This is a genomic window from Nostocoides sp. (assembly GCF_037045025.1).
In the GTDB taxonomy this organism is placed as follows: Bacteria; Actinomycetota; Actinomycetes; order Actinomycetales; family Dermatophilaceae; genus Nostocoides_A.
The window spans coordinates 81,469-102,660 of sequence record NZ_JBAOHM010000013.1; the positions used below are offsets into that span (position 1 = coordinate 81,469).

Here is a 21,192-nt window from a genome sequence, read left to right on the forward strand (position 1 = left end):
GGGTGCAACCGGAGTTAGGGGCGAGGGGCAGGTACGCTCGGAGCCACGATGACCGAGCTCGCCGCCTCTTCGCGCCCGGTGGCGCGCCCCGAACCCGCCAACGCCGAACCCGCCGACCACGAACTGGGCAACTCCGAACCCGCTGTCCCCGAAGCCGCTGTCCCCGAAAACACCGACCTCGTATCCGTCCCTCCCCTCGTCACGATCGTGCTGCCCTGCTACAACGAGGGCGAGCACGTGCTGCTCGAGATCGAGCGGATCACGGCAGTGATGCGCGACAGCGGACTGACCTACGAACTGTTGTGCATCGACGACGCCTCCACCGACAACACCCTCGAGGTCCTCACCCGCGCCCAGCGCGACTACCCGAACATCCGGCTGATGCCCTTCCGCCGCAATGGCGGCTCCGGCACCGCCCGGCGGATCGGGACCCAGCAGGCCAAGGGCGAGATCGTCGTCTGGACCGACGCCGACATGACCTACGAGAACGAGCGCATCCCCGAGCTGGTGCGGACCCTGCTGGACGACCCGTCATACGACCAAGTCGTGGGCGCCCGCACCACCGAGGAGGGCAGCCACAAGTGGCTGCGCGTGCCGGCCAAGTGGCTGATCCGCAAGATCGCCGAGCGGCTGACCAACCAGCAGATCCCCGACTTGAACTCCGGCCTGCGCGCCTTCCGCCGCAGCGTCGCGCTGCCCTACCTGCGGCTGCTGCCGGCCGGGTTTTCGTGTGTGACGACGATCACGATCGCGTTCTTGTCCAATCAGCACGACATCCTCTATCTTCCGACGACCTATGCCAAGCGCGCCGGCAAGTCGAAGTTCCGGTTCGTCCACGACGCCTACCGCTACATCCTGCAGGTGCTGCGGATGGTCATGTACTTCGACCCGCTCAAGGTCCTCATGCCGCTCGCGCTGTGGCTGGTCGGCATCGGGATCGTCAAAGGCGTCGTCGACATGATCCGCCACCCGTTCTACTTCCCGGCCAACACCGTGCTGCTCGTCGTCAGCGGCATCATGGTCGGCTCGCTCGCGCTGCTCGCCGATCTCGTCGTCCGATCGAGGGACGGGGTGTGAGCCCGGGGCTTGCCGCCGCCGCCCTGCGGATCGCCGTCGTCGGCCCGACGCACCCGATCAAGGGCGGGGTCGCCGTGCATACGACCGAGTTGGCGCACCACCTGAACGCCGCTGGCCACGACGTCACGCTCGTCTCCTGGTCGCAGCTCTATCCCGCGCGCCTCTATCCCGGCGAGACCACCGTCCCGCTCGACCAACCCGAGGTCACCCCATATGCCCGCACGGTCCGGCCGCTGCACTGGGCCAAGCCGCTGAGCTGGCGGCGCACGGGCAAGCACGTGGCGGCATACGACCTGATCGTGCTCGTGCATGTGATCCCGCAGATCGTCCCGGCGCATCTGACCCTGCTGCGGGCCGCCACCGGCGGCGCCCACCCGCCCCGGGTCGTCGCGCTCGTGCACAACGTGCTGCCGCACGAAACCCGGCCCGGCGACGAACGGCTGATGCGGAGGTTCCTGTCGCGGGTCGACGCGGTTCTCGTGCATACCCGCCAGCAGGCCAATGTCGCCACCTCGCTCGGCGCCGATCTCGTGCGGGTCGCGCCGCTGCCGCCGCACCTTCCCGGGGGGCCGCCGGCAAGACGGGAGCCGTATGCCGGTCCGGCCCGCCTCGTCGCGCTCGGCATCGTGCGCCCGTACAAGGGCCTGGACGGCCTGCTGCGGGCGCTTGCCGAGGCGCCGGGGCCGACGCTGACGATCGCGGGAGAGGTGTGGGGCGACCTGGGTGAGGAGCTGCGCGAACTCGCGGGCGATCCCCGGCTGGCGGGGCGGGTGAGCTTCCAGGAGGGTTATGTTCCGGCGGCCGAGATCGCGCCGCTGCTCGCGTGCCACGATGTGATGGCGCTGACCTATACCTCGGCGACCGCGTCCCAGAATGCGATCCTCGGGCATGCGCATGGGCTGGCCGTGCTGGCCAGCGCGGTCGGCTCGTTTCCGCACGACGTGAGCGATGGCGTCGACGGCCTGCTCGTGCGGCCCGGCGACCACGACGCGTTGGTCGCGGCGCTGACCCGGCTCGCCGATCCCGAGGTGGTCGCCCGGCTGCGGGAGGCGGCGCCCGAGGTCAACCTGTCCGGGCCGTGGGCCGAGTACGTCGGCGCGCTGGAGGCGCTCGCCGCGGCCCCGCCGGCCGACACCGAGGCGGTGCGCCGGGCGGTCTCCGGCGACCCGCGGCCGTTGCCGCTGCGCCTGGCGGGGCAGGTGCGCGACGGGGTGCTCGGCCTGGCCGCGGCGGCGCGCCCGCGGATCGAATTGGCGCCGGGCGACCTGCCCGATTGGGTGCACCCCACCGACGTGCTGGCGCTCGATGTGGACGCCGACGCCGCCCGGGATGCCGCCCGCTCCCTCGGATTGCCGCGGCGGGGCTCGCGCGTCGAGGCGTGGGCGGCGTTGGGCGGATTGGCGGCCGTGCTGCGGGTGCGCGATGACGGGCAGCGGTCGGCGCTCATCCTCGACGGCTCGGGGGGCGCCAGTCCGTTTGGCACGTGGGCCAAGGCGGTCGGGTTCGCGCCGGTCGAGGTCGACCCGGGCGAGGAGTTGGACGTCGAGCCGCAGTCGCTCGATGTCATGGCCCGGCTGCACCCGGCCGATGTCGACGCCGAGGATGTGTCCGACCTGCTTGGCCAGGCGGCGTGGGCGCTGCGTCCGGGTGGGCTGCTGATCACGACGTTCGCGCTCGGGCCGAGCACGGTTCCGGGCTCGCTCAGCGTCGCCGACGTGCGGGCGGTGCTGGCCCATGCGGACAACGCCGGGTTGCGGCTGATCGGCGATCTCGACGGCGACCTGACCGCCAAGATGCGCCGCGCGCAGCAGCACGCTTACGATCCGCGAGCGGCATACGGGCTGGCGCGGTTGACTTGGCGGCGCCGGTGACCTGGCGGGGTCGGTGAGCGGTCGGTGTCGGTGACGTGGTGAGGTCGGTGAGCGGGAGCCGTGGCTGAGCCCGGGCAGCGGGCGAGCGAACCAGCGCGGCGGCGCGGCGCGCTGGCGATCGCGCGGATCGTGCTGGCCGTGCTCGTGCCCGCGGCGGTGGTCGTCGCTCTGGTGACCAACTGGGCGGATGTCGAGCCGCACCTGCGCGCGGTCTCGCCGGGCGCGCTCGTGCTCAGCGTGGTGGCTGGTCTCGGGGCGCCGGTGTTCACGATGCTCGGCTGGCGGGTGGTGTTGGCCGACCTGGGGTCGCCGCTGCCGCTGCCCCCGGCTGCGGGGATCTTTTTCGTCGGCCAGCTGGGCAAATTCGTCCCGGGGTCGGTATGGACCGTTCTCGCCCAAGCCGAAATCGGCTCCCGGCTGCGAATCCCGAGGCGGCGCAGTGCGGTTGCCGGCCTGGTGAGCGTTGGACTGTCTCTACTGACCGGGCTGGCCGTCGGGCTGCCGGCGCTGCCGCTGTTGCTGCGCCGCGACGACGCGCGGGCGGTGACCGTGCTGGTCGTGCTGGCCATCCCGGTGCTCGCGCTCGCGCTGCATCCCCGGGTGCTCAACGCCGCGGTCGCCCGCGGCTTGCGGCTGCTGCGCCGCGAACCCCTCGAGCACGACCTGTCCGGGCGGGCGGTGGCGACGATGGCGGGCTGGTTCCTGCTCGCCTGGGCGAGCGCGGGAGCGAGCGTCGCGGTCTTGGCCCGCGATCTGCAGCCGGGGATCGGCATACGGGATCTCGGGGTCAGTTGTATCTGTGGCTTTGCGCTGGCGTCGGCCGCGGGGATGCTCGCCGTGCTCTTGCCGGCGGGGCTGGGGGTGCGTGACGGGCTGGTGGTGCTCCTGCTCGGGACGATCGTGCCGCTGCCGGCCGCGACGGCGATCGCGGTGATCAATCGTTTCGTGACGACCTTCGCCGATGTCGCGTTCGCCGGCGCGGGGTGGGCGTGGGCCCGGACACACCACCTGCTCGGCGGGACCGGCGAGGATCAGCGGCCGGCTGTCGGGCCCGACGCTTAAGGTTGGGCGCTGTGAGTGAGCCGCACCGGGAGCGCCAGGAGCAGCTGGCCTATTCCGAGCTGATGGACAAAATGCTCGACGAGCAGGGCCGACGCACCAAGGCGCGCAAGATCATCGCCGTGTTGCGCCATGCCCTCGGCGTGTCCGACCTGAGCGGGCTGCGGGCGCTCGATGTCGGCTGTTCGGCGGGGTTCATCGCCGACGAGCTGGCGCTGGCCGGGGCCGAGACGGTTGGCGTCGACATCGACGAGCCCGGCTTGGCGGCGGCCAGACACCGGTTCGGTGAGCGGGTGAATTTCGAGCTAGCCCGGGGAGAGGCGATGCCCTTCCCCGACAACGCCTTCGACATCGTGGTCTTCAACCACATCTACGAGCACGTCGTCGACCCCGAGGCCGTCGTCGCGCAGATCCGGCGGGTGCTCTCCCCGCAGGGCGCCCTCTATCTCGGGATCGGGCACAAGCACCAGATCATCGAGCCGCACTACACGCTGCCGCTGCTGTCCTGGCTGCCGCAGCCGGCGGCCGACCGCTATCTTCGGCTGACCGGAAAGGGCGAGCACTACTACGAGCGCTACTACACCCGGGGTGGGCTGAAGCGGCTGTTCGGGGCGTTCGACGTCTGGGATTACACGCTGCCGGTGCTCGCCGATGCCCGCGCGTTCGCGGGCGACGACCTCATCCCGGCGTGGGCCGCGCGCATTCCCGAGCGGGCGTTGGCCGCGGCGCTGCCGCTCGTGCCGACCTATATCTGGGTGGCGTTCGGCTCGGCCCGTATCCCCACCGGCCCGCCGCTGCGCATCGGGCCGCGGCGGATATGACCGTCACCGCGTTGCCCGTCGAGCGGCGCTACCGCCCCGGGCACCCCCTGTCCCTCGGGGCCGTCGTCGGCTGCCTGCGGCACGGCCGCGGCGACCCGACGTTTGTCCGCGACGGCGCCGGGATCTGGCTGGCCCGGCGCACCCCCGACGGCCCGGCGACGCTGCTGCTGCGCGAGGACCCAAGGGCCGGGGAGGTCGTCGGCCAGGCGTGGGGGAGCGGGGCCGGCTGGCTGCTCGACGGCCTGCCCGACCTGCTCGGGGCCGACGATGACTGGGACGGCTGGGTGGCCCACCACCGGCCGGTCGCCGACGCCCGCCGCGCCAACCCCGGCTGGCGGGTGCCGCGCTCTCGTCTGGTCCTCGACAGCCTGATCCCGATCGTCATCGAGCAGAAGGTCACCGGCCGGGAGGCGTTCGCCGGATTCCGTTCGCTGGTATGGCGTTTCGGCGAGCCCGCTCCCGGCCCACGGGACGGGCTGCGGTTGGCGCCGAGCCCCGCCGGCTGGCTGGCCATCCCGTCCTGGGAGTATCTGCGCGCCGGCGTCACGCCGCAGCGCTCCGACACGATCATCCGGTGCGCCCGCGTCGCCGGCCGCCTGGAGGAGTGCGCCGAGCTGCCGCTGCCCCAGGCCCGCGCCCGCCTGCGTGCGGTCCCCGGCGTCGGCGTCTGGACGATGGCCGAGGTCGCCCAGCGCGCCCTCGGCGACCCCGACTCGCCGAGCTTCGGCGACTACCACGTCGCCAAGGAGATCGGCTGGGCCCTGCTCGGCCACGACATCGACGACCTCCAGCTGGAGGAACTGCTGATCCCGTATGCCGGACATCGCTACCGCGTCCAGGCCCTCCTTGCGCTGGCGGGCAGTCGCCGTCCCCGCCGCGCCCCCCGGATGACCCTGCCGACCCACCTGCCCACGCGCCGCTAGGAGTGCGGCCCCGCGAATCACCGACGGGCACTCTTCACTGATCCAGAGGACCAGGCGATTGTGGGCTATATCGTTAAAGGGGTCACACCAATGCCTACGGCATTCTTCGCCGACGCGCTGACCTATGCCCACTCCGGTCTGTTCACGATCGCGTGGCTGGCCGGTTTCGCCGAGGCGATGGAAGCCGCCCGCTCCAGTCTCGTGCTGATGTCGGTGCCGCGCAGGACGAGCCCGGGCTCGAGGCGGTCCGGAACACCAGCGTCGACGGGGATCGCCGCAGCCTGCACTGCCCATCCGATCATGGACGCCGCCATCGCGCGGGGCCTGCCGGTCGTGGCCGGAGACCCGGGTCCTGGGAGCTTCGTCTCGATCGACGAGCGTGGGGCCGGGCAATCGCCACCCAAGTCCGCCGGCTCGGTCACGAGCGCATCTGGGTGCTGCTCGGCCCGCCGTTCGACGCCAAGGAGGCCCGGGCGCTGCCGGGCGGAGGAGTTCGTCGCCGAGCTGAGTCGCGTCGGGCCGGACCTTCCGCATCCCGGTATCCCCGGCGTCATACCGGTACAACAACACCCGCCCACAGGTCACCAGAACAACGCCGTCGCACTCCTGCACGCACAACCCACCCGGCTGCGGCATCCCCGCCAACGCCCCTTGATCCACCCCCACACCCTACCGCACATCTTATCTGATTCCCGATAAGACGAGACACGGAAAACGCCCTGCTCACGGACCGGACACTCACCTACTTGAGGAGGTCTGAGGCTGGGGGGGCGATACGAACTCACCCGGCATACCGGCTGACTTCGTAGAAACACCCCAACCTCGGCTACCGGAGGCGCGTCAGGCTGGTCGCAACCCCGTCCGTCCCGATTCAGAAAGAGGTCGGATGGATGAGGCTATAGTCCCGCAATGCGCCACCACGGATGGTGCGTGCGCACAGTACCCGAGAGGACTCGTATGGTGATGCGCCGCGGGACGTGATGGGCAGGCACGGCTTGCACGTGAATTAGCGCCGCAATGCAGATATCCCGCGGAACCATGAGGCTTATTCACGAGGCTAGTTTCAGGAATTGTAGCCCGAGGACGGCGGTGATGGTTTGAGCGAATGTGTGGTAGGGCCGCCGGTAGTCGGTGTGGAGGATCCGCCAGGTTTTCAGGTGGGCGATGGTTCGTTCGATGGTGGCGCGGATCGCGTTGAGTTCTTTGTTGAATTGTTTCCGGTCGTCGGTGAGTTCTCCCTTGGGTGGCTTTTTGATGGGGGTAATCAGGCCGGCGCCGATGTAGCCTTTGTCAGCGATGATCGTGGCGGCACGGTCGCCGTCCAGGAGGCCGCTGGCGCGCAGGGCGGTCAGGTCGTGGGTGGACCCGGGAAGGGGATCGGAGACCCACAGCAGGCGGCCGGAGAGGGTGGCGGCGACCTGGACGTTGACACCGGTGGTGTGGTGTTTGCCGGAGTAGAGGTCGGGGACATCGGCCCAGGACCAGCACGGGAGCAGAGTTCCGTCGATGATCAGCACGACCTCGGGGTCGAGGTCGTCCGCGACCGGGATCCAGTCGGCGGTGGCGTCGGCCAGCACCGGGGTCATCGCGGCGATCGTCCGCGAGATCGTGGGCTGGGAGGTGGCGTACCGGTCGGCCAGGTCGTCTTGGGTGTGGTTTCGCCGCAGATAGGTCAGGGTGATGATGATCGACTTCCGCAGCCCCAGCGACGGCGGGTAGGCCAGCGAATATCCCGCGTTCTGCAGGTCGCGGATCAGGAGGACGAGACGGTCGATCTGGGTCGTGGTGAAACCGGTGGTAAAATACATTCGCGACGGCCCGATCTGGAGGTTTGAGTGTGGTAACCCAATCTTCTCTTGGAGCGGGCTGTGGCTTTGTCAGGCGCTCCGATCAGAATGTCGCGATTGTATTACATTCCCCCACCGTGAATAAGCCTCCATGATTTCGCTCACCACGGTTCCCTCGCGCCGGACCTCGACGCGTGCGGCGTCTGGGGAGTCGAGAATGAGGCCGAGTTGTGAGGAGTATTCCATTCAGAGGTGCCCACCACGGCCGTTTAGCCGGCGGTCCGAGTTACTTCGGACTGTCCGAAGTCGTAGAAGTAGTGCTCCTCCCGCGACACTCGGCCTAACTGGCGGCCGTGGCAGTCGTAGGCTGTCGCGATGTATCTGTAGGAGTACTCGCTCTCGACTCGTGCCTTAAGCGCACCGGCGTCGCCTCGAACGGTGCCGAGTTGCCGAACTCCGGCTGGTTGGGTGTAGAAATATCGCTTGGTAGAGAGAGGCTTATTCAGGGGGAGGAACGTAATACAAACGCGACATTCTGACCGGAGCGCCTAACAAAGCGACAGCCCGCCCTTAGAGAGAATTGGGTTAGCACACTCAAACACTCCAGAACGGGCCGTCGCGAATGTATTCTACCACCGGTTTCACCAGGGGCCAGATCGACCGTCTCGTCATCATGATCCGCGACCTGCAGAACGCAGGATATCCAGTGGCCTACCCGCCGTCGCTGGGGCTGCGGAAGTCGATCATCATCACCATGACCTATCTGCGCCGAAACCACACCCAAGCAGACCTGGCCGACCGGTACGCCACCTCCCAGCCCACGATCTCGCGGACCATCGCCGCGATGACCCCCGCCCTCGCCGACGCCACCGCCGACTGGATCCCGGTCGCGGACGACCTCGACCCCGACGTCCCCCTGATCATCGACGGAACCCTGCTCCCGTGCTGGTCCTGGGCCGACATCCCCGACCTCTACTCCGGCAAACACCACACCACCGGTGTCAACGTCCAAATCGCCGCCACCCTCGCCGGCCGGCTGCTGTGGGTCTCCGATCCCCTTCCCGGGTCCACCCACGACCTGACCGCCCTGCGCACCCACGGAGTCCTCGACACCGAGGACCTCCTCACCATCGTCGCCGACAAAGGCTATATCGGCGCCGGCCTGATCACCCCGATCAAGAAACCACCCGGTGGAGAACTCACCGACGACCGGAAGCAATTCAACAAAGAACTCAACGCGATCCGCGCCACCATCGAACGAACCATCGCGCATTTGAAAACCTGGCGGATCCTCCACACCGACTACCGGCGGCCCTACCACAAATTCGCTCAAACCATCACCGCCGTCCTCGGGCTACAATTCCTGAAACTAGCCTCGTGAATAAGCCTCCGAGTGTCGGCCGCAACGTCGCCAGGGGAGCTACCTTCTCCTGAGGCATCACGGCCGTCGCCAAAGAAGACGGGATTTGCCACAAAAAGTGGAGTAATGCCGGCGATCATTCTCAGGAGGATCCCGGCTGATTCGGTTTTCTTTCATCATGACCCGCTTTCCGTCCGTCTTTGCTGAAACAGTACGGCGTCACATGGGTACAAGCCAGGCCCGACGCATGAGAATTCTTTCATGTGCCTCTCACTTTGGCCTCATCCTCGGCTCGCAGTGTGGGACCTGTGAACGCCGAACTCGCCACGCTCGCTGGGCCCGATACTTCCGGTGGTCTTCCGTGGCATCCCCTGGTTGTTCATGCGGCCACCGTGTTGTTGCCGCTCTCCCTGGCCGCTTTGGTCGTCGCGATCCTCGTCCCGAGGCTGCGGGCCCGGCTCGCCGGGCTGTCCGTGCTGGGCGTGGGCGCTGGTGCGGTGGCGGCCTGGTTCGCAGGGGAATCCGGCGAAGCACTCGCCGCCGAGGTCGGCGTCTCGAAGGTGCACCAACAGTATGGCGAAGCATTGCCGATGTTGGCCGTCTCGGCTCTGGCTCTGGGAATGCTCTGGTGGCGCCTCGTGTGCCCATCCACACCAGGGAGGATGCCGCCTTGGGCGGGCCGCGCACTATCTGTTCTCGTTGTCATTGTGGCGGCTGCCACGTGCGCCGTCACCGTGGCGGCAGGCCACAGTGGTGCGGTTTCGGTGTGGGCGTCGGCGCGGACCACCCCCGCGGCCGACGCGCCGGCGCCGACCGGCGGCGAGGCCACCGGTCGCGGCTCGTCCCAGGCGTCGCCGGACGGCGCTGGGGGCCCCCTCACTCTGGCTGAGGTAGCCAAGCACAACGGCGGCACGAGCTGCTGGTCGGTGGTCGACGGCCAGGTCTACGACGTGACGAGGTGGGTGTCCCAGCATCCGGGTGGCGCCGGGTCGATCACCGCGATGTGCGGAGCGGACGCCTCAGGCGCCTACCGGGGAAAGCACGCCACCGACCCGGGACCCGCCGAAGCGCTGGCCGGTTTCCGCATCGGGCCGCTCGAGCCCTCCGGCACCTCGACATCCGCTGGAACTGGCGCGGTCAGGCCACCCGCACCTGAGGCGGGCTATACCCGGGCGGACGTCGCCAAGCACGCCACGGCGCGAAGCTGTTGGTCGATCGTCGGGGGCAAGGTCTACGACCTGACGCCGTGGATTGGTCGCCACCCGGGGGGTGCCGAGGCGATCACAGAGATGTGCGGCGGAGACGGCGGCGGGCAATATTCGGAGGAGCATTCCGGCGACGCCGACGCCGCCACCACGTTGAGGGGCTACCAGATCGGGGTGTTGCGGTGAGCGCGCGAGATGTCCCAGCCGCCCCGAGGGCGGTCGATGGCGCCGATATCGCTCGGCTGGCCGTGGCCAGCCTCCTGGTGCTGGTGGCGTCGGCGTTGGAGCTGGCCCTTCCATGGCCGGTCAAGGTCGTCATCGACAATGCGCTCGGTCAGCAACCCCTCACCGGACCGCTAGCGGTCATTGCCGGCTGGTCCCCGGTATGGCTGACGGTCGCCGCCGCCTTGACGATGGTCGCCATGGCCGTGGGGACGCGCGTGACCGGCTACGCCTCCGGGGTATTCGCGATTCACGCGGCCGAGTCCATCGGCCACCGGATCCGGATTCATCTTTTGGGCAATCTGATCCGGCGCTCACCACGGTTCCACGATCGCCACCGCAGCAGTGATCTGGTCTCGCGCCTCACCATCGATGTCTACCGATATCAGAACGGCATCGTGGCGTGGTGGGAGACCGCGATCCCCGAATCCCTCTTCGTTCTCGGAACCCTGGTCGTGCTGTGGCGCATGGATGCTCAGATCGCGCTGGCGGCGGTTGTGGTGTGTCCGTTGCTGTATGTCGTCGTCGTGACCCGGCGCCGGGCGGTGCGCAGCGCCCAAACTGCCGCCCGCGAGGCCGAGAGCGAGATGACCACCCGCGCATCCGACCTGCTGCGAAACGTCACGCTCGTCCAGGCATACCGCTATGAGCAGCGCGGCCTGGTGGACTTCACCCTCTCCAGTGACGCCTGTCGGCGCCGCGAGGTCCGGGTCGGGATCGTCGATGCCCGCCTCGCTCCGCTCGGTGAGTTCGTCCTCGCCTGTGGAAGCGCGATCGTGCTGATCCTGGCAGTCGCCAAGGTGCGCGCAGGCACGATGAGCCTCGGCGAGCTCACGGTCGCTTTGGCGTATCTCGGGTCGCTCTATGCACCGATCCGCGAACTGAGCCGGATGGCGACGTTGCTGGCGAAGGCCAGGGCGAGCAAAGACCGGCTCGACGAAGTCCTGCAACCCGGCCAGGCCATGGAGGCGACCGGATCTGGGCAGCCAGTCCTACCGCTGCGCGCCGGCATCACAATCGACCACATCGGCTTCGCCTACAGTGACGCATCCACCGTCCTCGACGATGTCTCGCTGAATATCCCGGCGGGTAAGGTCTTGGCGATCGTCGGGGCGACCGGGACCGGTAAGAGCACCCTGTTGGCGTTGCTCCTCCGGTTCAACGAGCCCGATCGGGGCCGCATCTGCTGGGATGGAATCGACATTCGAGACCTGGACATCCAGGCTTTGCGCCGTCAGGTCGCCTTCGTCCCGCAGGAGTCCTGGTTTCTCGACGCGTCGATCGGGACCAATATCGCAATGGGCAACACCGACTGCGACGCCGCGCGCCTCCAGCACGCCGCCGAGGTCGGCTGGGTCGATGAGTTCGTCAGCCGGCTGCCCGACGGGTTCGCCACCTCGATGGGCGAGGGCGGACTTCTCTTCTCCGGGGGTCAGCGCCGCCGGATCGCCATCGCCCGCGCCGTGGCCGCCGACGCCTCCGTCGTCCTGCTCGACGAACCAACGGCGGGCCTAGACAATGAAGCCGCGGCCGTCGTGATGGCCGCCGTGGCCGATGTCTGTCGCGGGCGCACCGTTGTCATCGTGACGCACGATCTTCACCTCGCGGCGACCGCAGATCGCGTCGTCGACATCACCCAACTCGAGGAAGGAGGGGCGTGCCATGGTCAAGGGAATGGTCAAGCCGTTCGGCGAACTGCAGAGCCGTCGTTCGTCGAAACACAGCCGCAAGCACAGCCGCAAGCACAGCCGTCACTCGCGTCACTGAGTCGGCCCTAGACGGGGCGGCCCGGCAGGTACGCAAGCCGGGCTACCCCGCACCCCGATCAAGGAGACGCAATGACTTCAAGGCCGCTCCCGGCGCCGGGAACCCTCTTGGCGCCTGGGCTGGTGGCCTGGCAGCGGCTCGGACACGGCGAGTTCAACGAAGCGTGGCTTGCCTGGTCGAGCTGCCTGTGGGCCCCGGTTACCGTGAAAATATGTCGTGCTGCCGGCCGAAAATTGGCGCTGGGCCGGGCCTACCTGCGAGACGAGGCCGAGTTGTTGGCTCAGCTCGCGCACCCGAGCCTGCAACGCCTCCTGTCGATCCGCGTCGACGATTTGCCACCCCACGTGGTGTTGGAGTATGTCGAGGGGCCCAGCCTCGCGGCCGTCCTCCTCGAGCAGCAGTTCTCGGCCGCCGACGCGAGAATGGTTACTCTGCAACTGCTTTCGGCCCTGCATTATCTGCACGGCCAGGGAATGGCACATCTGGATCTCAGTCCCTCGAACGTTCTGCTGCGGGAGGGCCGGATCGTGCTCCTGGATCTGGAACTGGCCCGGCCCCTTGGCCACGTCCGCAGCAGCGGCCCCCCGAACGGAACCGAGGGCTACCAGGCACCTGAATATGTGGCGGGCGACCCGGTCACGCCGGGCATGGACATTTTCGCGGTCGGCGCGATCTGCTTCGAGTTGCTCACCGGAGAGCCAGCCAGCTGCGCGGCCACCGGCACGCTGCGCTCGCGGGAGGAGATTCGCGCTCTCCTGGCGCGCACGAGTCCGAGCGGGCTCGCCGGGGCTATCGCCAACCTGCTCGAGCCCGATCCCGCTTCCCGGCCAGAGTCGGCCGCGGCGGCCCTGACGATGGTTTCGCAGACGATGACCGATCAGCCGCTGTGGCCCGACTTCGTGCCAGGCCCCTGATCGGTTGCCCCGGCGACGGATCATCGATGACGCGGGCCCGCGAGCCGATAGCCGGCACCGCGGACGGTCTCGATGCGGTTGGCGCCGAGCTTGCGCCGTAGGTAGCGGATGTACACGTCGACGACGTTGGACCCGGGGTCGAAGTCATATCCCCATACGTCGCTGAGGATCTGCTCTCGGGTCAACACCTGGCCCGGGTGACGCAAGAGCAACTCGGCGAGGTGGAACTCCCGCGTCGACAGCGCGACTGTGCGCCCGTCGACGCTCGCCGCCCTGGTGTGTAGGTCCAGTTCGAGTCCCTCGTGCGAGAGAACGGTCGGCTCCGGGATGGCGATCACATCGGCGCGAAGGCGGGCGCGGATCCGGGCGAGCAGCTCCTCGAATCGGAACGGCTTGGCCAGGTAATCGTCGGCTCCCCGGTCCAGCCCGGCGACGGTGTCGGTGACCGAACTCCTGGCGGTGAGCACGATCACCGGGAGTTGGACACGTTGACGACGTATCTCCTGCAGGACGTCGAGTCCATCCATGACCGGCAGGCGGAGGTCCAGGACGAGCAGGTCAAACAATCCGGAGAGCGCGTGCTGCAACGCGCTGTAGCCATCCTGGGCGACGGTGGGCTGGAATCCGGAGGCGCGCAGACCCTTTTCGACAAATGCAGCGATCCGCTCCTCGTCCTCCGCAACGAGAATGCGCTTCACCGGGTGCCCCTCATCGCGGCGTCATCGAGCACCCGTCGCACCCCCCTGCCAGAAGGCAGTTCCAGCCAGAAGACGCTGCCGGTTCCGGCGGCACCCGAGGTCACCCCCGCTCGTCCGGAATGGGCCTGCATGATCGCGCGGACGATAGACAGCCCGAGGCCGGAACCGGGGCTGGTGCGTCCGTTCGTGCCGTGGACGAACCGTTCGAAGATCCGCTCGGCTTCGTCGCGCGACACGCCGTCGCCGTCGTCACGCACCCACAGCCGTACCCGCTCGCCGAGGTCGGCGGCGCCGATGCCGATCTCGCCGCCGGCCTGCGTGTGCCGAACGGCGTTGTCCGCGAGCTGGAGGAGGGCTTGCTGCAGACGCTGCTCATCGGCCTCGACCACGACGGCCGGGGCGCCATCCGCAACCCAGCGGCGATCGCCAAGCGCCGTGGCCTTGCACAGAACCTCCGAGAGGAGCCGGTCGATGTCGACCGGGGCCAGACGAACGAAATCGGGTCGTCCGGCGCGCGCCAGGATCGTCAGGTCGTCGATGAGGCGACTCATCCGCCGCAGTTCGTCGGTCGCCAGGTCGATCGTCGACGCCACATCGACCGGATCGCCGGGATCGACCACATCCAAGTGGCCCTGCACGATAGTGACCGGCGTCCTCAGTTCGTGCCCGGCATCATCGAGGAACCGCTGCTGAGCTTGGAAGGCCAGCTGTAGCCGACCGAGCATGGAGTTGAACGCCCGGGCAAGATCGGCCAGGTCGTCATCCCCATCGACCGGGATCCGCCGGGTTAGGTCCGTCGAACTGATGGCCATGGCCGTCGACCGGAGCTGCCGCAGCGGCCGAAGCAGCCGTCCTGCGACCACCCATCCGGCCACGGCGATGACCATGAGCGCGCCCAGCGCCGCGGCCGCGTTCCACAGGCGGTTGGCCATCAGGGTCGCCTGTTGCGGCCCAAGCAGGACGGCCGCAACGAACGTTCCGAGCCGCGCCGAGCCCACCCTCACCGGGACAGCCAAGAACCGCACCGGACCCGCTGGCGTGTCGAGTTGGCGGATTTGGGCCCCGTCGCGAAGTTGGAGACCGCCAGCTTGCGCGATGACCGCATCCAAATCGCTCACCCGGACCGGAAGGGGCGTCGAGGGCATCAGAGCGAGTTTCCGGTCGAGCAATCCGAGGTAGATCTCGTCGCGCCCCGGAGTGAGGTGGGACAAGGCAAGACGCAGCAGGTCGTGGGTGGATGCGACCGGTGCTCCGCGCTCAGTCAGCGGCGGATTGGCTGCGAGGGCCCGTAACTCCGCCAGTTCGACCGCCAGCAGCCGGTCGACGCGTGCGGTGAGTTGCCCGTTTTGAAAGGCCGCGTCCGCTGTTCCCACCAGAGCCATGGCCGCTGCCGTGAGGGCGAGCATGGTCGCCAACAGCCGGGCTCGGACCGGGAACGGCCGCTGCCACCGGTGACTACGCCCCCGAAGGCGAAGCCACGACGTGGCGCTAGCGGCCAACACTGTCCTCGACCGCATCGCGGTCATTGCCGTCCTCGTCCACCTCGCGAGGCGCAGCCGGAGACGCGAGCTCGGGAACGCTGCTGCTCGAATCGGAGGATGCCCCGGGAGGGGGAGCGGGTCCGGTAGCGCCGGCCGGCCCCGTGGTAGCAGCCGGAACGGTCACCGGTGGACCGAGGCGGATCGCGTCCGCCCCCGGCGACCTGATCAACAGGATCAACGAAAAGGCCAGAGCACCGATACAAAGCACGATCCATGGCACCAGCGATCTCCTGCCCCGCCCACGCAGGTTGGTCGCTCGGGATGTTCCCACCGTCACTATCCCAGTCTGATGAACCCTTCAACGGTGCGCAAATGATCAGACCCTGACGATTCCGCGAGCCCTCACCCTCAGTCGGTGGATGGCGCAGGCGGCGCGCCTACGTCGAGGCGCAAACCGGTCTCGGTGCGGGTCACGGTGCCGGTCAGCCACTCCGAGGGCCGCGCGCATTCCCGAGCGGGCGTTGGCCGCGGCGCTGCCGCTCGTGCCGACCTATATCTGGGTGGCGTTCGGCTCGGCCCGTATCCCCACCGGCCCGCCGCTGCGCATCGGGCCGCGGCGGATATGACCGTCACCGCGTTGCCCGTCGAGCGGCGCTACCGCCCCGGGCACCCCCTGTCCCTCGGGGCCGTCGTCGGCTGCCTGCGGCACGGCCGCGGCGACCCGACGTTTGTCCGCGACGGCGCCGGGATCTGGCTGGCCCGGCGCACCCCCGACGGCCCGGCGACGCTGCTGCTGCGCGAGGACCCAAGGGCCGGGGAGGTCGTCGGCCAGGCGTGGGGGAGCGGGGCCGGCTGGCTGCTCGACGGCCTGCCCGACCTGCTCGGGGCCGACGATGACTGGGACGGCTGGGTGGCCCACCACCGGCCGGTCGCCGACGCCCGCCGCGCCAACCCCGGCTGGCGGGTGCCGCGCTCTCGTCTGGTCCTCGACAGCCTGATCCCGATCGTCATCGAGCAGAAGGTCACCGGCCGGGAGGCGTTCGCCGGATTCCGTTCGCTGGTATGGCGTTTCGGCGAGCCCGCTCCCGGCCCACGGGACGGGCTGCGGTTGGCGCCGAGCCCCGCCGGCTGGCTGGCCATCCCGTCCTGGGAGTATCTGCGCGCCGGCGTCACGCCGCAGCGCTCCGACACGATCATCCGGTGCGCCCGCGTCGCCGGCCGCCTGGAGGAGTGCGCCGAGCTGCCGCTGCCCCAGGCCCGCGCCCGCCTGCGTGCGGTCCCCGGCGTCGGCGTCTGGACGATGGCCGAGGTCGCCCAGCGCGCCCTCGGCGACCCCGACTCGCCGAGCTTCGGCGACTACCACGTCGCCAAGGAGATCGGCTGGGCCCTGCTCGGCCACGACATCGACGACCTCCAGCTGGAGGAACTGCTGATCCCGTATGCCGGACATCGCTACCGCGTCCAGGCCCTCCTTGCGCTGGCGGGCAGTCGCCGTCCCCGCCGCGCCCCCCGGATGACCCTGCCGACCCACCTGCCCACCCGCCGTTAGCTGCTCACCGGTCGGGTTCTGCCGCGCCGTGAGACATCAGCGCCTCGACCCGCTCGATAACCGCTAGCCGGGTGAGCTCGGCCCGGCTGCTGCTGGTGAAGTGCGAGGCCGGGTTGGTGCTGGTGAAACCAGTGACCGATCTCGACATCGATCCGGCGGACGGGCAGCTCGTCCACCGTATGCATCAGCTCCCAGCCGTAGGATCGCTTGCGCCACCACTGCCAGCCGTTGCCGGCACGGCCCTCGTCGTAGTGCCGGACCTCGTGCGGCCAGATGGCTCCGTCGAGAAGACCGCCGTCACGCAACGGAATCGGGCCGAGCGGCGGCACACCGATGCCCGGGTCGACGAGATAACGCGATCCGTCGAGGGTGGCGACGACGACCAGGTGGCAGCGCCCGGCGAGGTGCGGGTCACCGACGCGGTCGAGGTGCAGCTCCACGGCATACCCCAGCGCCCCGAGCGCCGCATGCACTAGCGTGGCGCGCTCGAAGCAATAGCCACCCCGTCCACGACCGACGAATTTCTCCTGCACCGCAGCGAGATCCACTCCGGGATGCTGCTGCAGCAGGACGTCGAGGTTGTCGAAGGTGAACGTCCGCGATTGCGCGGTCTGCAGCCGGGCGAGCGCCTTGCTCGCCTGTTGGGCCTCGCCGGCGCGGGCGCGCTCCTTGTTGACCGTGCGCGCGGCGATCTCCTCGGCGGTGTCCTCGCTCTCGCCCTCTTTAGTGCCGGGGTCTCGAGCCGGCCGGGGGTTCAGAGGGTCGCGCGGTATGGATCCCAGGTCTCCGGAAGAAGCGGCGCGCCGGGAGCGGAGCTCTCCAGAGTCACGAACGACTTTGCCTGAGCGGCCTCATCGATCGATGACATGACGTCGAGGACGTGGAAGGCAAGTTCTCCGGATGCGCGATGTGGGGTCCCGCTCCGCAGGCCCCGGGCGAGGTCGAGGACGCCCAGGCCGCGGGAGGCCGTCCATTCGGGACTGCTCACCCGCCGCCAGTCGGAGCGCGGCGGCTCGACGCCCGCCGCCATGAACTCCTCGAAACTGAACCGACGAGTGGGGTAGATGAACACGTCGCCCACGAAGGAGTTCGGATCCGGAACCGCCAGCGTCGCCTCCGTGCCGGTGATCTCGATCCAGCCCTTGCGCAGCACCGGCGACTCGTAGCTGAAGGTGCTGTGCGCGGTGACGCCGCCCTCGAACTCCAGGAGGGCGGTCACATTGGTGGGGACCTCCACCGGGAAGGCCGTGCCCGCGCGCGGGCCGGTCTGCACCGTGCGCTCGGCGAACGCCGTGGTGGTGGTCGCGGCGACGGCCCGGATCGAGCCCAGCATTTGCACCAGCATGGTCAGGTAGTAGGGGCCGCGATCCCACAGCGGGCCGGCGCCTGGCGCATAGATGAACTCGGGGCTCGGATGCCACGACTCCGGCCCGGGATCCTGCAGCAGGGTGATCGCGGAGAGCGGCTGCCCGATGGCTCCCGAGGTGATGAGACGCTTCGCGCTTTGTAGCCCGGCCCCGAGGAAGGTGTCCGGGGCGCACCCGAGGCGCAACCCTCGTTCGGCGGCGAGGGCGAGCAGGTGACGTCCGCCCTCCCGGTCCACGGCGAGCGCCTTCTCGCTATACACGTGCTTGCCGGACCGCAGGAGCGCACTGGTGACCGGCACATGAGCCGCCGGCGTGGTGAGATTCAGGACGATCTCGATGCCGGAATCATCGAGCAACTCCTGGACGCCGCCGACGTGCGGCACCCCGAACGCCCGGGCCTGCTCCGCCGCGCGATCGGCCACCTCGTCGGCGATGGCAAGGACGCGCAGATCCGGGAAGCTGGTCAGGTTCCGCAGATACTCGGCGCTGATATTCCCCGCACCGATGACTCCGACGCCGACGGGTCCACTCATCTGTTCTTCTCCTTCGCCAGGGGCGGTGCGGTTCGAGGGGGTCGCGGGCATGCGCAGGTCAGCTCCGCTCGCGCAAGCACTCGGCGCCCGCGGCGGCGACGGCACGGGCCGCGAGCGAGGAGTGATGCACGCCATCGACGCTGAGGATGAGCTGCCGCCGGCGGGCGAACCAGTCCTTGCTCGGGGGCAGGATGCTCATCGCGAGCGCGTCGCCGATGCGGGCGGCGTTGTGCCCAGACCAGTCGTATGGCCGGAGCGAGGCGCCGGGATGCGCCTCCCGAAAGCGCAGCGCGGCCGCCGCCATGGCCGCGCGCTGATCGACATATGGAAGAGCGTGGGTCCGGGCGATCTCGCGGATCAGCGCGTCCCGGGGGGCCAGCGTCTCGGTGGGCAGCCAGGTCAGCTCCGTCGCGGGCAGCCCGATGACGATCAGATCCCACCCGGCGACCCGAGCTTGGGTGACGATTCGTTCGTATGCGGCCCGGAAGTCGGTGTCGCGGCCGGCCACGGGCGCGCCGGCGCGGGCGGCCACATACCGGGCCCAGAAGGCCGAGCGGCGAGCCAGGGTCGGCCAGAGGGTGTCGTTGGTGCCGATGCCGACGATGCAGGTGGTCACCGCGGCATACCGAGGCGAGGCGATGTAGCGGGTCAGGCGGGCGGCGGCGCCCTGAACCGTGTCGCCGTTGCGGCCGCGGTTGATGAAGCGGTCCGGGGTCTTCATGAAGTCGAGGTAGGAGTAGCCGACCTGGCCGTAGGTGAGGCTGTCTCCCAGGCAGAGCACGGTCCGGGCGGCACCGGTCATGCCGAGCGCCTTCTGGCGCAGCGGCACCTCCTCCATGGTTCGAGGCTAGCCCCAGCCTGGCCACCCGCCGCGGCCCGATCAGGTTTGGCGGACCTCAGAGCGGCGCGAGCCGGTCGTGGAAGGCGAGATAGAGGTTCGCGATGATTGTCGGGGAGGTGAGCGGCGCGTGGAGGATCTCCTCGATCCGGCGCATCCGATAGCGCACCGAGTTCGGGTGGAGGAAGAGCGCCTTGGCGGTGGCCCCGACATCGAGGCCGTTGGCCAGCCAGGTGATCGCCGTTTCGACGAGGTCCTCGTGGGCGAGGAAGTCGTCGAGTTGCTGGCGGACCTTGTCGGCCGTCGCCTGCTGCCCGCGTGAGGACAGCAGCCAGGTGGCGAGGTCGACGTCCTCGAAGCGCACGACCATGCCGGAGCCGGGCGGCGTCGGAGATTCGGCCGCGGCGAAGGTGCCCCGACGCACCGCGACCTGCGCGGCTCGGCGCGCGTCCCGGTGGTGGCGACGCGCCACGACGAGATCGGTGAACCGCTCGCTCAGGCCGATGTGGTGGGTCGCGGCGAGCACGGCGATCCAGTCGTCGAGGGCGGGTCCGCCCCCGACCATCCCGCTCACCTCCGCGGCCGTCCTGGGCTGGGTGTCGTCGGGATCGGCACTCGAATGGAGCACCAGCGCGAGCCCGGCCAACTGGGCCTCGTCGTGCAGGTGGGACAGCAGGCTCTCGTGATCCCCGCCGCCGACCGCCGCCGCCGCTCCGCCGCGCCCCGGAATCACCGCCCGCGGAACCGCCTCGAAGAACTGGACCGGATGTCGCGGGAGGAACCGGAAGGGCCGCAACCGCTCCCAGATGCGCACCTCCTCCTCGGTCGTCACCCCGTCCCACAGCTGACGCAGCAGCTGTCCCGACTCGGCCCGCATCTGGGCGGCCCCCAGGGCCCGGACCCCGCCGACGGCGGCGAAGATCCGTTGCGCCGACTCCAGCAGCGGATCCCCGACGTCCTCGAGCGTGCCGGCGTTCTGGGACGCGAGGACCAGCCAGAAGCCGACCCCGCGGACGCTGAGCGGACGGGTCAGGACGTGCCAACGCCCGATCATGAACGATGCCGGTGCACCTTGCGGCTGCGCAGCTCCGACCAGATGATCCGCGTCGGCCCTGCCCCCACAGCAGCGACCTGGCGGCCGCTCTCTTCATAGGCGACCGCGGTGCCCTTGACCAGGGCGGCGAGCCGGCGGACGAGGGCGGCGACCGGCCGCGGCTCGGCCAGGGTCTGCAGCAGGTCGTTCTGCAGCCACAGCAGCCGCTGCGCCGCGTGCGGGTCCCCGCCCAGGACGGCGCTGTTGACATAGTCCTCGACCCGATAGAACGGCACCTCGGGCGGGATGGTCAGGACCGGGAAGCCGGCCTGCGAGGCGGCGAGGACCAACGCCCGCGGCACGGTGTCGAAATGCACGCCGATCCCGAAAAGGAGCGCCGCGACGTCGGCGGCGACCAGCCCGGCGACGAGGTCGGCCTCGCCGCCGTTCCCGGGCCGCATACCGACGAACCGCAGCCCGGTGGTCAGCATCACCGAGCCGGGCCGCAGCCAAGCCTCCGGGTGCTCCAGCTCGATCGAATGTGCCCCGCGCACCCGTGCCGTCGTGGGCGCCTCGGAGACCAACTCGAGGCCCAAGGGGGTGTGCGCGAGGAGGTCACCGACCGTCAGCGTTGTCGGTCCGGACACCGTCGTCACCTCCCCGCACCATCGCGGATCGCCCTATTCG

Annotated in this window: 19 protein-coding genes; 11 read left to right on the forward strand and 8 right to left on the reverse strand. The window is 69.4% G+C overall.

The annotated features are described in order from the left end of the window. The first annotated feature begins 48 nt into the window (after positions 1-48). From V9G19_RS16230 to V9G19_RS16255, 6 genes are all read left to right on the forward strand, one after another. The gene (locus V9G19_RS16230) at positions 49-1,077 is read left to right on the forward strand and encodes a glycosyltransferase family 2 protein (RefSeq protein WP_462286477.1); all 1,029 of its coding nucleotides are present in this window, start codon (positions 49-51) and stop codon (positions 1,075-1,077) included. Then, positions 1,074-2,948 (forward strand): glycosyltransferase family 4 protein, encoded by a 1,875-nt coding sequence (locus tag V9G19_RS16235; protein ID WP_462286478.1) that lies wholly within the window; start codon positions 1,074-1,076, stop codon positions 2,946-2,948. The genes V9G19_RS16230 and V9G19_RS16235 overlap by 4 nt, the downstream gene beginning before the upstream one ends. A 60-nt stretch (positions 2,949-3,008) precedes the next feature. Beyond that, positions 3,009-4,010, forward strand: coding sequence for a lysylphosphatidylglycerol synthase domain-containing protein (locus tag V9G19_RS16240; protein WP_462286479.1), 1,002 nt, complete (start codon positions 3,009-3,011; stop codon positions 4,008-4,010). Positions 4,011-4,021: 11 nt separating this feature from the next. Continuing rightward, positions 4,022-4,828 carry a class I SAM-dependent methyltransferase gene (locus tag V9G19_RS16245; protein WP_462286480.1) on the forward strand — a complete coding sequence of 269 codons (807 nt, stop codon included), beginning with the start codon at positions 4,022-4,024 and terminating at the stop codon, positions 4,826-4,828. Continuing rightward, positions 4,825-5,751: a DNA-3-methyladenine glycosylase family protein gene (locus V9G19_RS16250; RefSeq protein ID WP_462286481.1), complete on the forward strand. Its 927-nt coding sequence runs from the start codon at positions 4,825-4,827 to the stop codon at positions 5,749-5,751. The genes V9G19_RS16245 and V9G19_RS16250 overlap by 4 nt, the downstream gene beginning before the upstream one ends. Positions 5,752-5,841: 90 nt before the next feature. After that, entirely contained in the window at positions 5,842-6,450 is a 609-nt protein-coding gene (locus tag V9G19_RS16255; protein WP_462286482.1) for a hypothetical protein, read from the forward strand. Between the two features lie 350 nt (positions 6,451-6,800). Here V9G19_RS16255 and V9G19_RS16260 read toward each other — a convergent pair whose 3' ends face one another. Continuing rightward, a complete protein-coding gene (locus V9G19_RS16260; protein ID WP_462284965.1) occupies positions 6,801-7,559 on the reverse strand; it encodes a transposase in 759 nt (252 codons plus the stop codon). Between the two features lie 601 nt (positions 7,560-8,160). Here V9G19_RS16260 and V9G19_RS16265 point away from each other — a divergent pair. The 4 genes from V9G19_RS16265 (at position 8,161) to V9G19_RS16280 (ending at position 13,006) form a co-directional block, all read left to right on the forward strand. Continuing rightward, the gene (locus V9G19_RS16265) at positions 8,161-8,919 is read left to right on the forward strand and encodes a transposase (protein ID WP_462286483.1); all 759 of its coding nucleotides are present in this window, start codon (positions 8,161-8,163) and stop codon (positions 8,917-8,919) included. 278 nt (positions 8,920-9,197) lie between these two features. Then, positions 9,198-10,289: a cytochrome b5 domain-containing protein gene (locus V9G19_RS16270; RefSeq protein ID WP_462286484.1), complete on the forward strand. Its 1,092-nt coding sequence runs from the start codon at positions 9,198-9,200 to the stop codon at positions 10,287-10,289. Next, positions 10,286-12,103, forward strand: a complete 1,818-nt coding sequence (locus tag V9G19_RS16275; RefSeq protein ID WP_462286485.1) for an ABC transporter ATP-binding protein — start codon at positions 10,286-10,288, stop codon at positions 12,101-12,103. Before V9G19_RS16270 ends, V9G19_RS16275 begins: the two co-directional genes overlap by 4 nt. A 111-nt stretch (positions 12,104-12,214) precedes the next feature. Continuing rightward, on the forward strand, positions 12,215-13,006 hold the full coding sequence (locus tag V9G19_RS16280) for a serine/threonine-protein kinase (protein ID WP_462286486.1): 792 nt from the start codon (positions 12,215-12,217) through the stop codon (positions 13,004-13,006). Between the two features lie 20 nt (positions 13,007-13,026). Here the strand turns inward: V9G19_RS16280 and V9G19_RS16285 are convergent, their stop codons facing one another. Both V9G19_RS16285 and V9G19_RS16290 read right to left on the reverse strand, forming a co-directional pair. Beyond that, entirely contained in the window at positions 13,027-13,704 is a 678-nt protein-coding gene (locus V9G19_RS16285) for a response regulator transcription factor (RefSeq protein ID WP_462286487.1), read from the reverse strand. Then, complete coding sequence (locus V9G19_RS16290) at positions 13,701-15,110, reverse strand: sensor histidine kinase (protein WP_462286488.1); 1,410 nt, start codon at positions 15,108-15,110, stop codon at positions 13,701-13,703. Before V9G19_RS16290 ends, V9G19_RS16285 begins: the two co-directional genes overlap by 4 nt. A gap of 490 nt (positions 15,111-15,600) precedes the next feature. On the opposite strand from V9G19_RS16290, the gene V9G19_RS16295 reads away from it, so the two are divergent. Continuing rightward, positions 15,601-16,734: a DNA-3-methyladenine glycosylase family protein gene (locus V9G19_RS16295; RefSeq protein ID WP_462286489.1), complete on the forward strand. Its 1,134-nt coding sequence runs from the start codon at positions 15,601-15,603 to the stop codon at positions 16,732-16,734. Here V9G19_RS16295 and V9G19_RS16300 read toward each other — a convergent pair. Genes V9G19_RS16300 through V9G19_RS16320 form a run of 5 tightly spaced genes read right to left on the reverse strand, consistent with a single transcriptional unit; the run spans position 16,731 to position 21,152 of the window. Continuing rightward, on the reverse strand, positions 16,731-17,516 hold the full coding sequence (locus tag V9G19_RS16300) for an arylamine N-acetyltransferase family protein (RefSeq protein ID WP_462286909.1): 786 nt from the start codon (positions 17,514-17,516) through the stop codon (positions 16,731-16,733). The two genes, V9G19_RS16295 and V9G19_RS16300, sit on opposite strands and share 4 nt — an antisense overlap. Beyond that, positions 17,489-18,634: a Gfo/Idh/MocA family protein gene (locus V9G19_RS16305; RefSeq protein WP_462286490.1), complete on the reverse strand. Its 1,146-nt coding sequence runs from the start codon at positions 18,632-18,634 to the stop codon at positions 17,489-17,491. Before V9G19_RS16305 ends, V9G19_RS16300 begins: the two co-directional genes overlap by 28 nt. 58 nt (positions 18,635-18,692) lie before the next feature. Then, positions 18,693-19,472: an SGNH/GDSL hydrolase family protein gene (locus tag V9G19_RS16310; RefSeq protein WP_462286491.1), complete on the reverse strand. Its 780-nt coding sequence runs from the start codon at positions 19,470-19,472 to the stop codon at positions 18,693-18,695. 58 nt (positions 19,473-19,530) lie between these two features. Next, entirely contained in the window at positions 19,531-20,526 is a 996-nt protein-coding gene (locus V9G19_RS16315; protein WP_462286492.1) for a helix-turn-helix domain-containing protein, read from the reverse strand. Beyond that, positions 20,523-21,152 (reverse strand): PucR family transcriptional regulator ligand-binding domain-containing protein, encoded by a 630-nt coding sequence (locus tag V9G19_RS16320; protein ID WP_462286493.1) that lies wholly within the window; start codon positions 21,150-21,152, stop codon positions 20,523-20,525. The genes V9G19_RS16315 and V9G19_RS16320 overlap by 4 nt, the downstream gene beginning before the upstream one ends. Positions 21,153-21,192 lie beyond the last annotated feature (40 nt).

Coding starts and splice junctions, on each gene's coding strand:
- V9G19_RS16260 (WP_462284965.1), bottom strand. CDS start 7,559: ATGTATTTTACCACCGGTTTCACCACGACCCAGATCGACCGTCTCGTC.
- V9G19_RS16230 (WP_462286477.1), top strand. CDS start 49: ATGACCGAGCTCGCCGCCTCTTCGCGCCCGGTGGCGCGCCCCGAACCC.
- V9G19_RS16290 (WP_462286488.1), bottom strand. CDS start 15,110: ATGCTCGCCCTCACGGCAGCGGCCATGGCTCTGGTGGGAACAGCGGAC.
- V9G19_RS16315 (WP_462286492.1), bottom strand. CDS start 20,526: ATGATCGGGCGTTGGCACGTCCTGACCCGTCCGCTCAGCGTCCGCGGG.
- V9G19_RS16305 (WP_462286490.1), bottom strand. CDS start 18,634: ATGAGTGGACCCGTCGGCGTCGGAGTCATCGGTGCGGGGAATATCAGC.
- V9G19_RS16265 (WP_462286483.1), top strand. CDS start 8,161: ATGTATTCTACCACCGGTTTCACCAGGGGCCAGATCGACCGTCTCGTC.
- V9G19_RS16310 (WP_462286491.1), bottom strand. CDS start 19,472: ATGGAGGAGGTGCCGCTGCGCCAGAAGGCGCTCGGCATGACCGGTGCC.
- V9G19_RS16250 (WP_462286481.1), top strand. CDS start 4,825: ATGACCGTCACCGCGTTGCCCGTCGAGCGGCGCTACCGCCCCGGGCAC.
- V9G19_RS16255 (WP_462286482.1), top strand. CDS start 5,842: ATGCCTACGGCATTCTTCGCCGACGCGCTGACCTATGCCCACTCCGGT.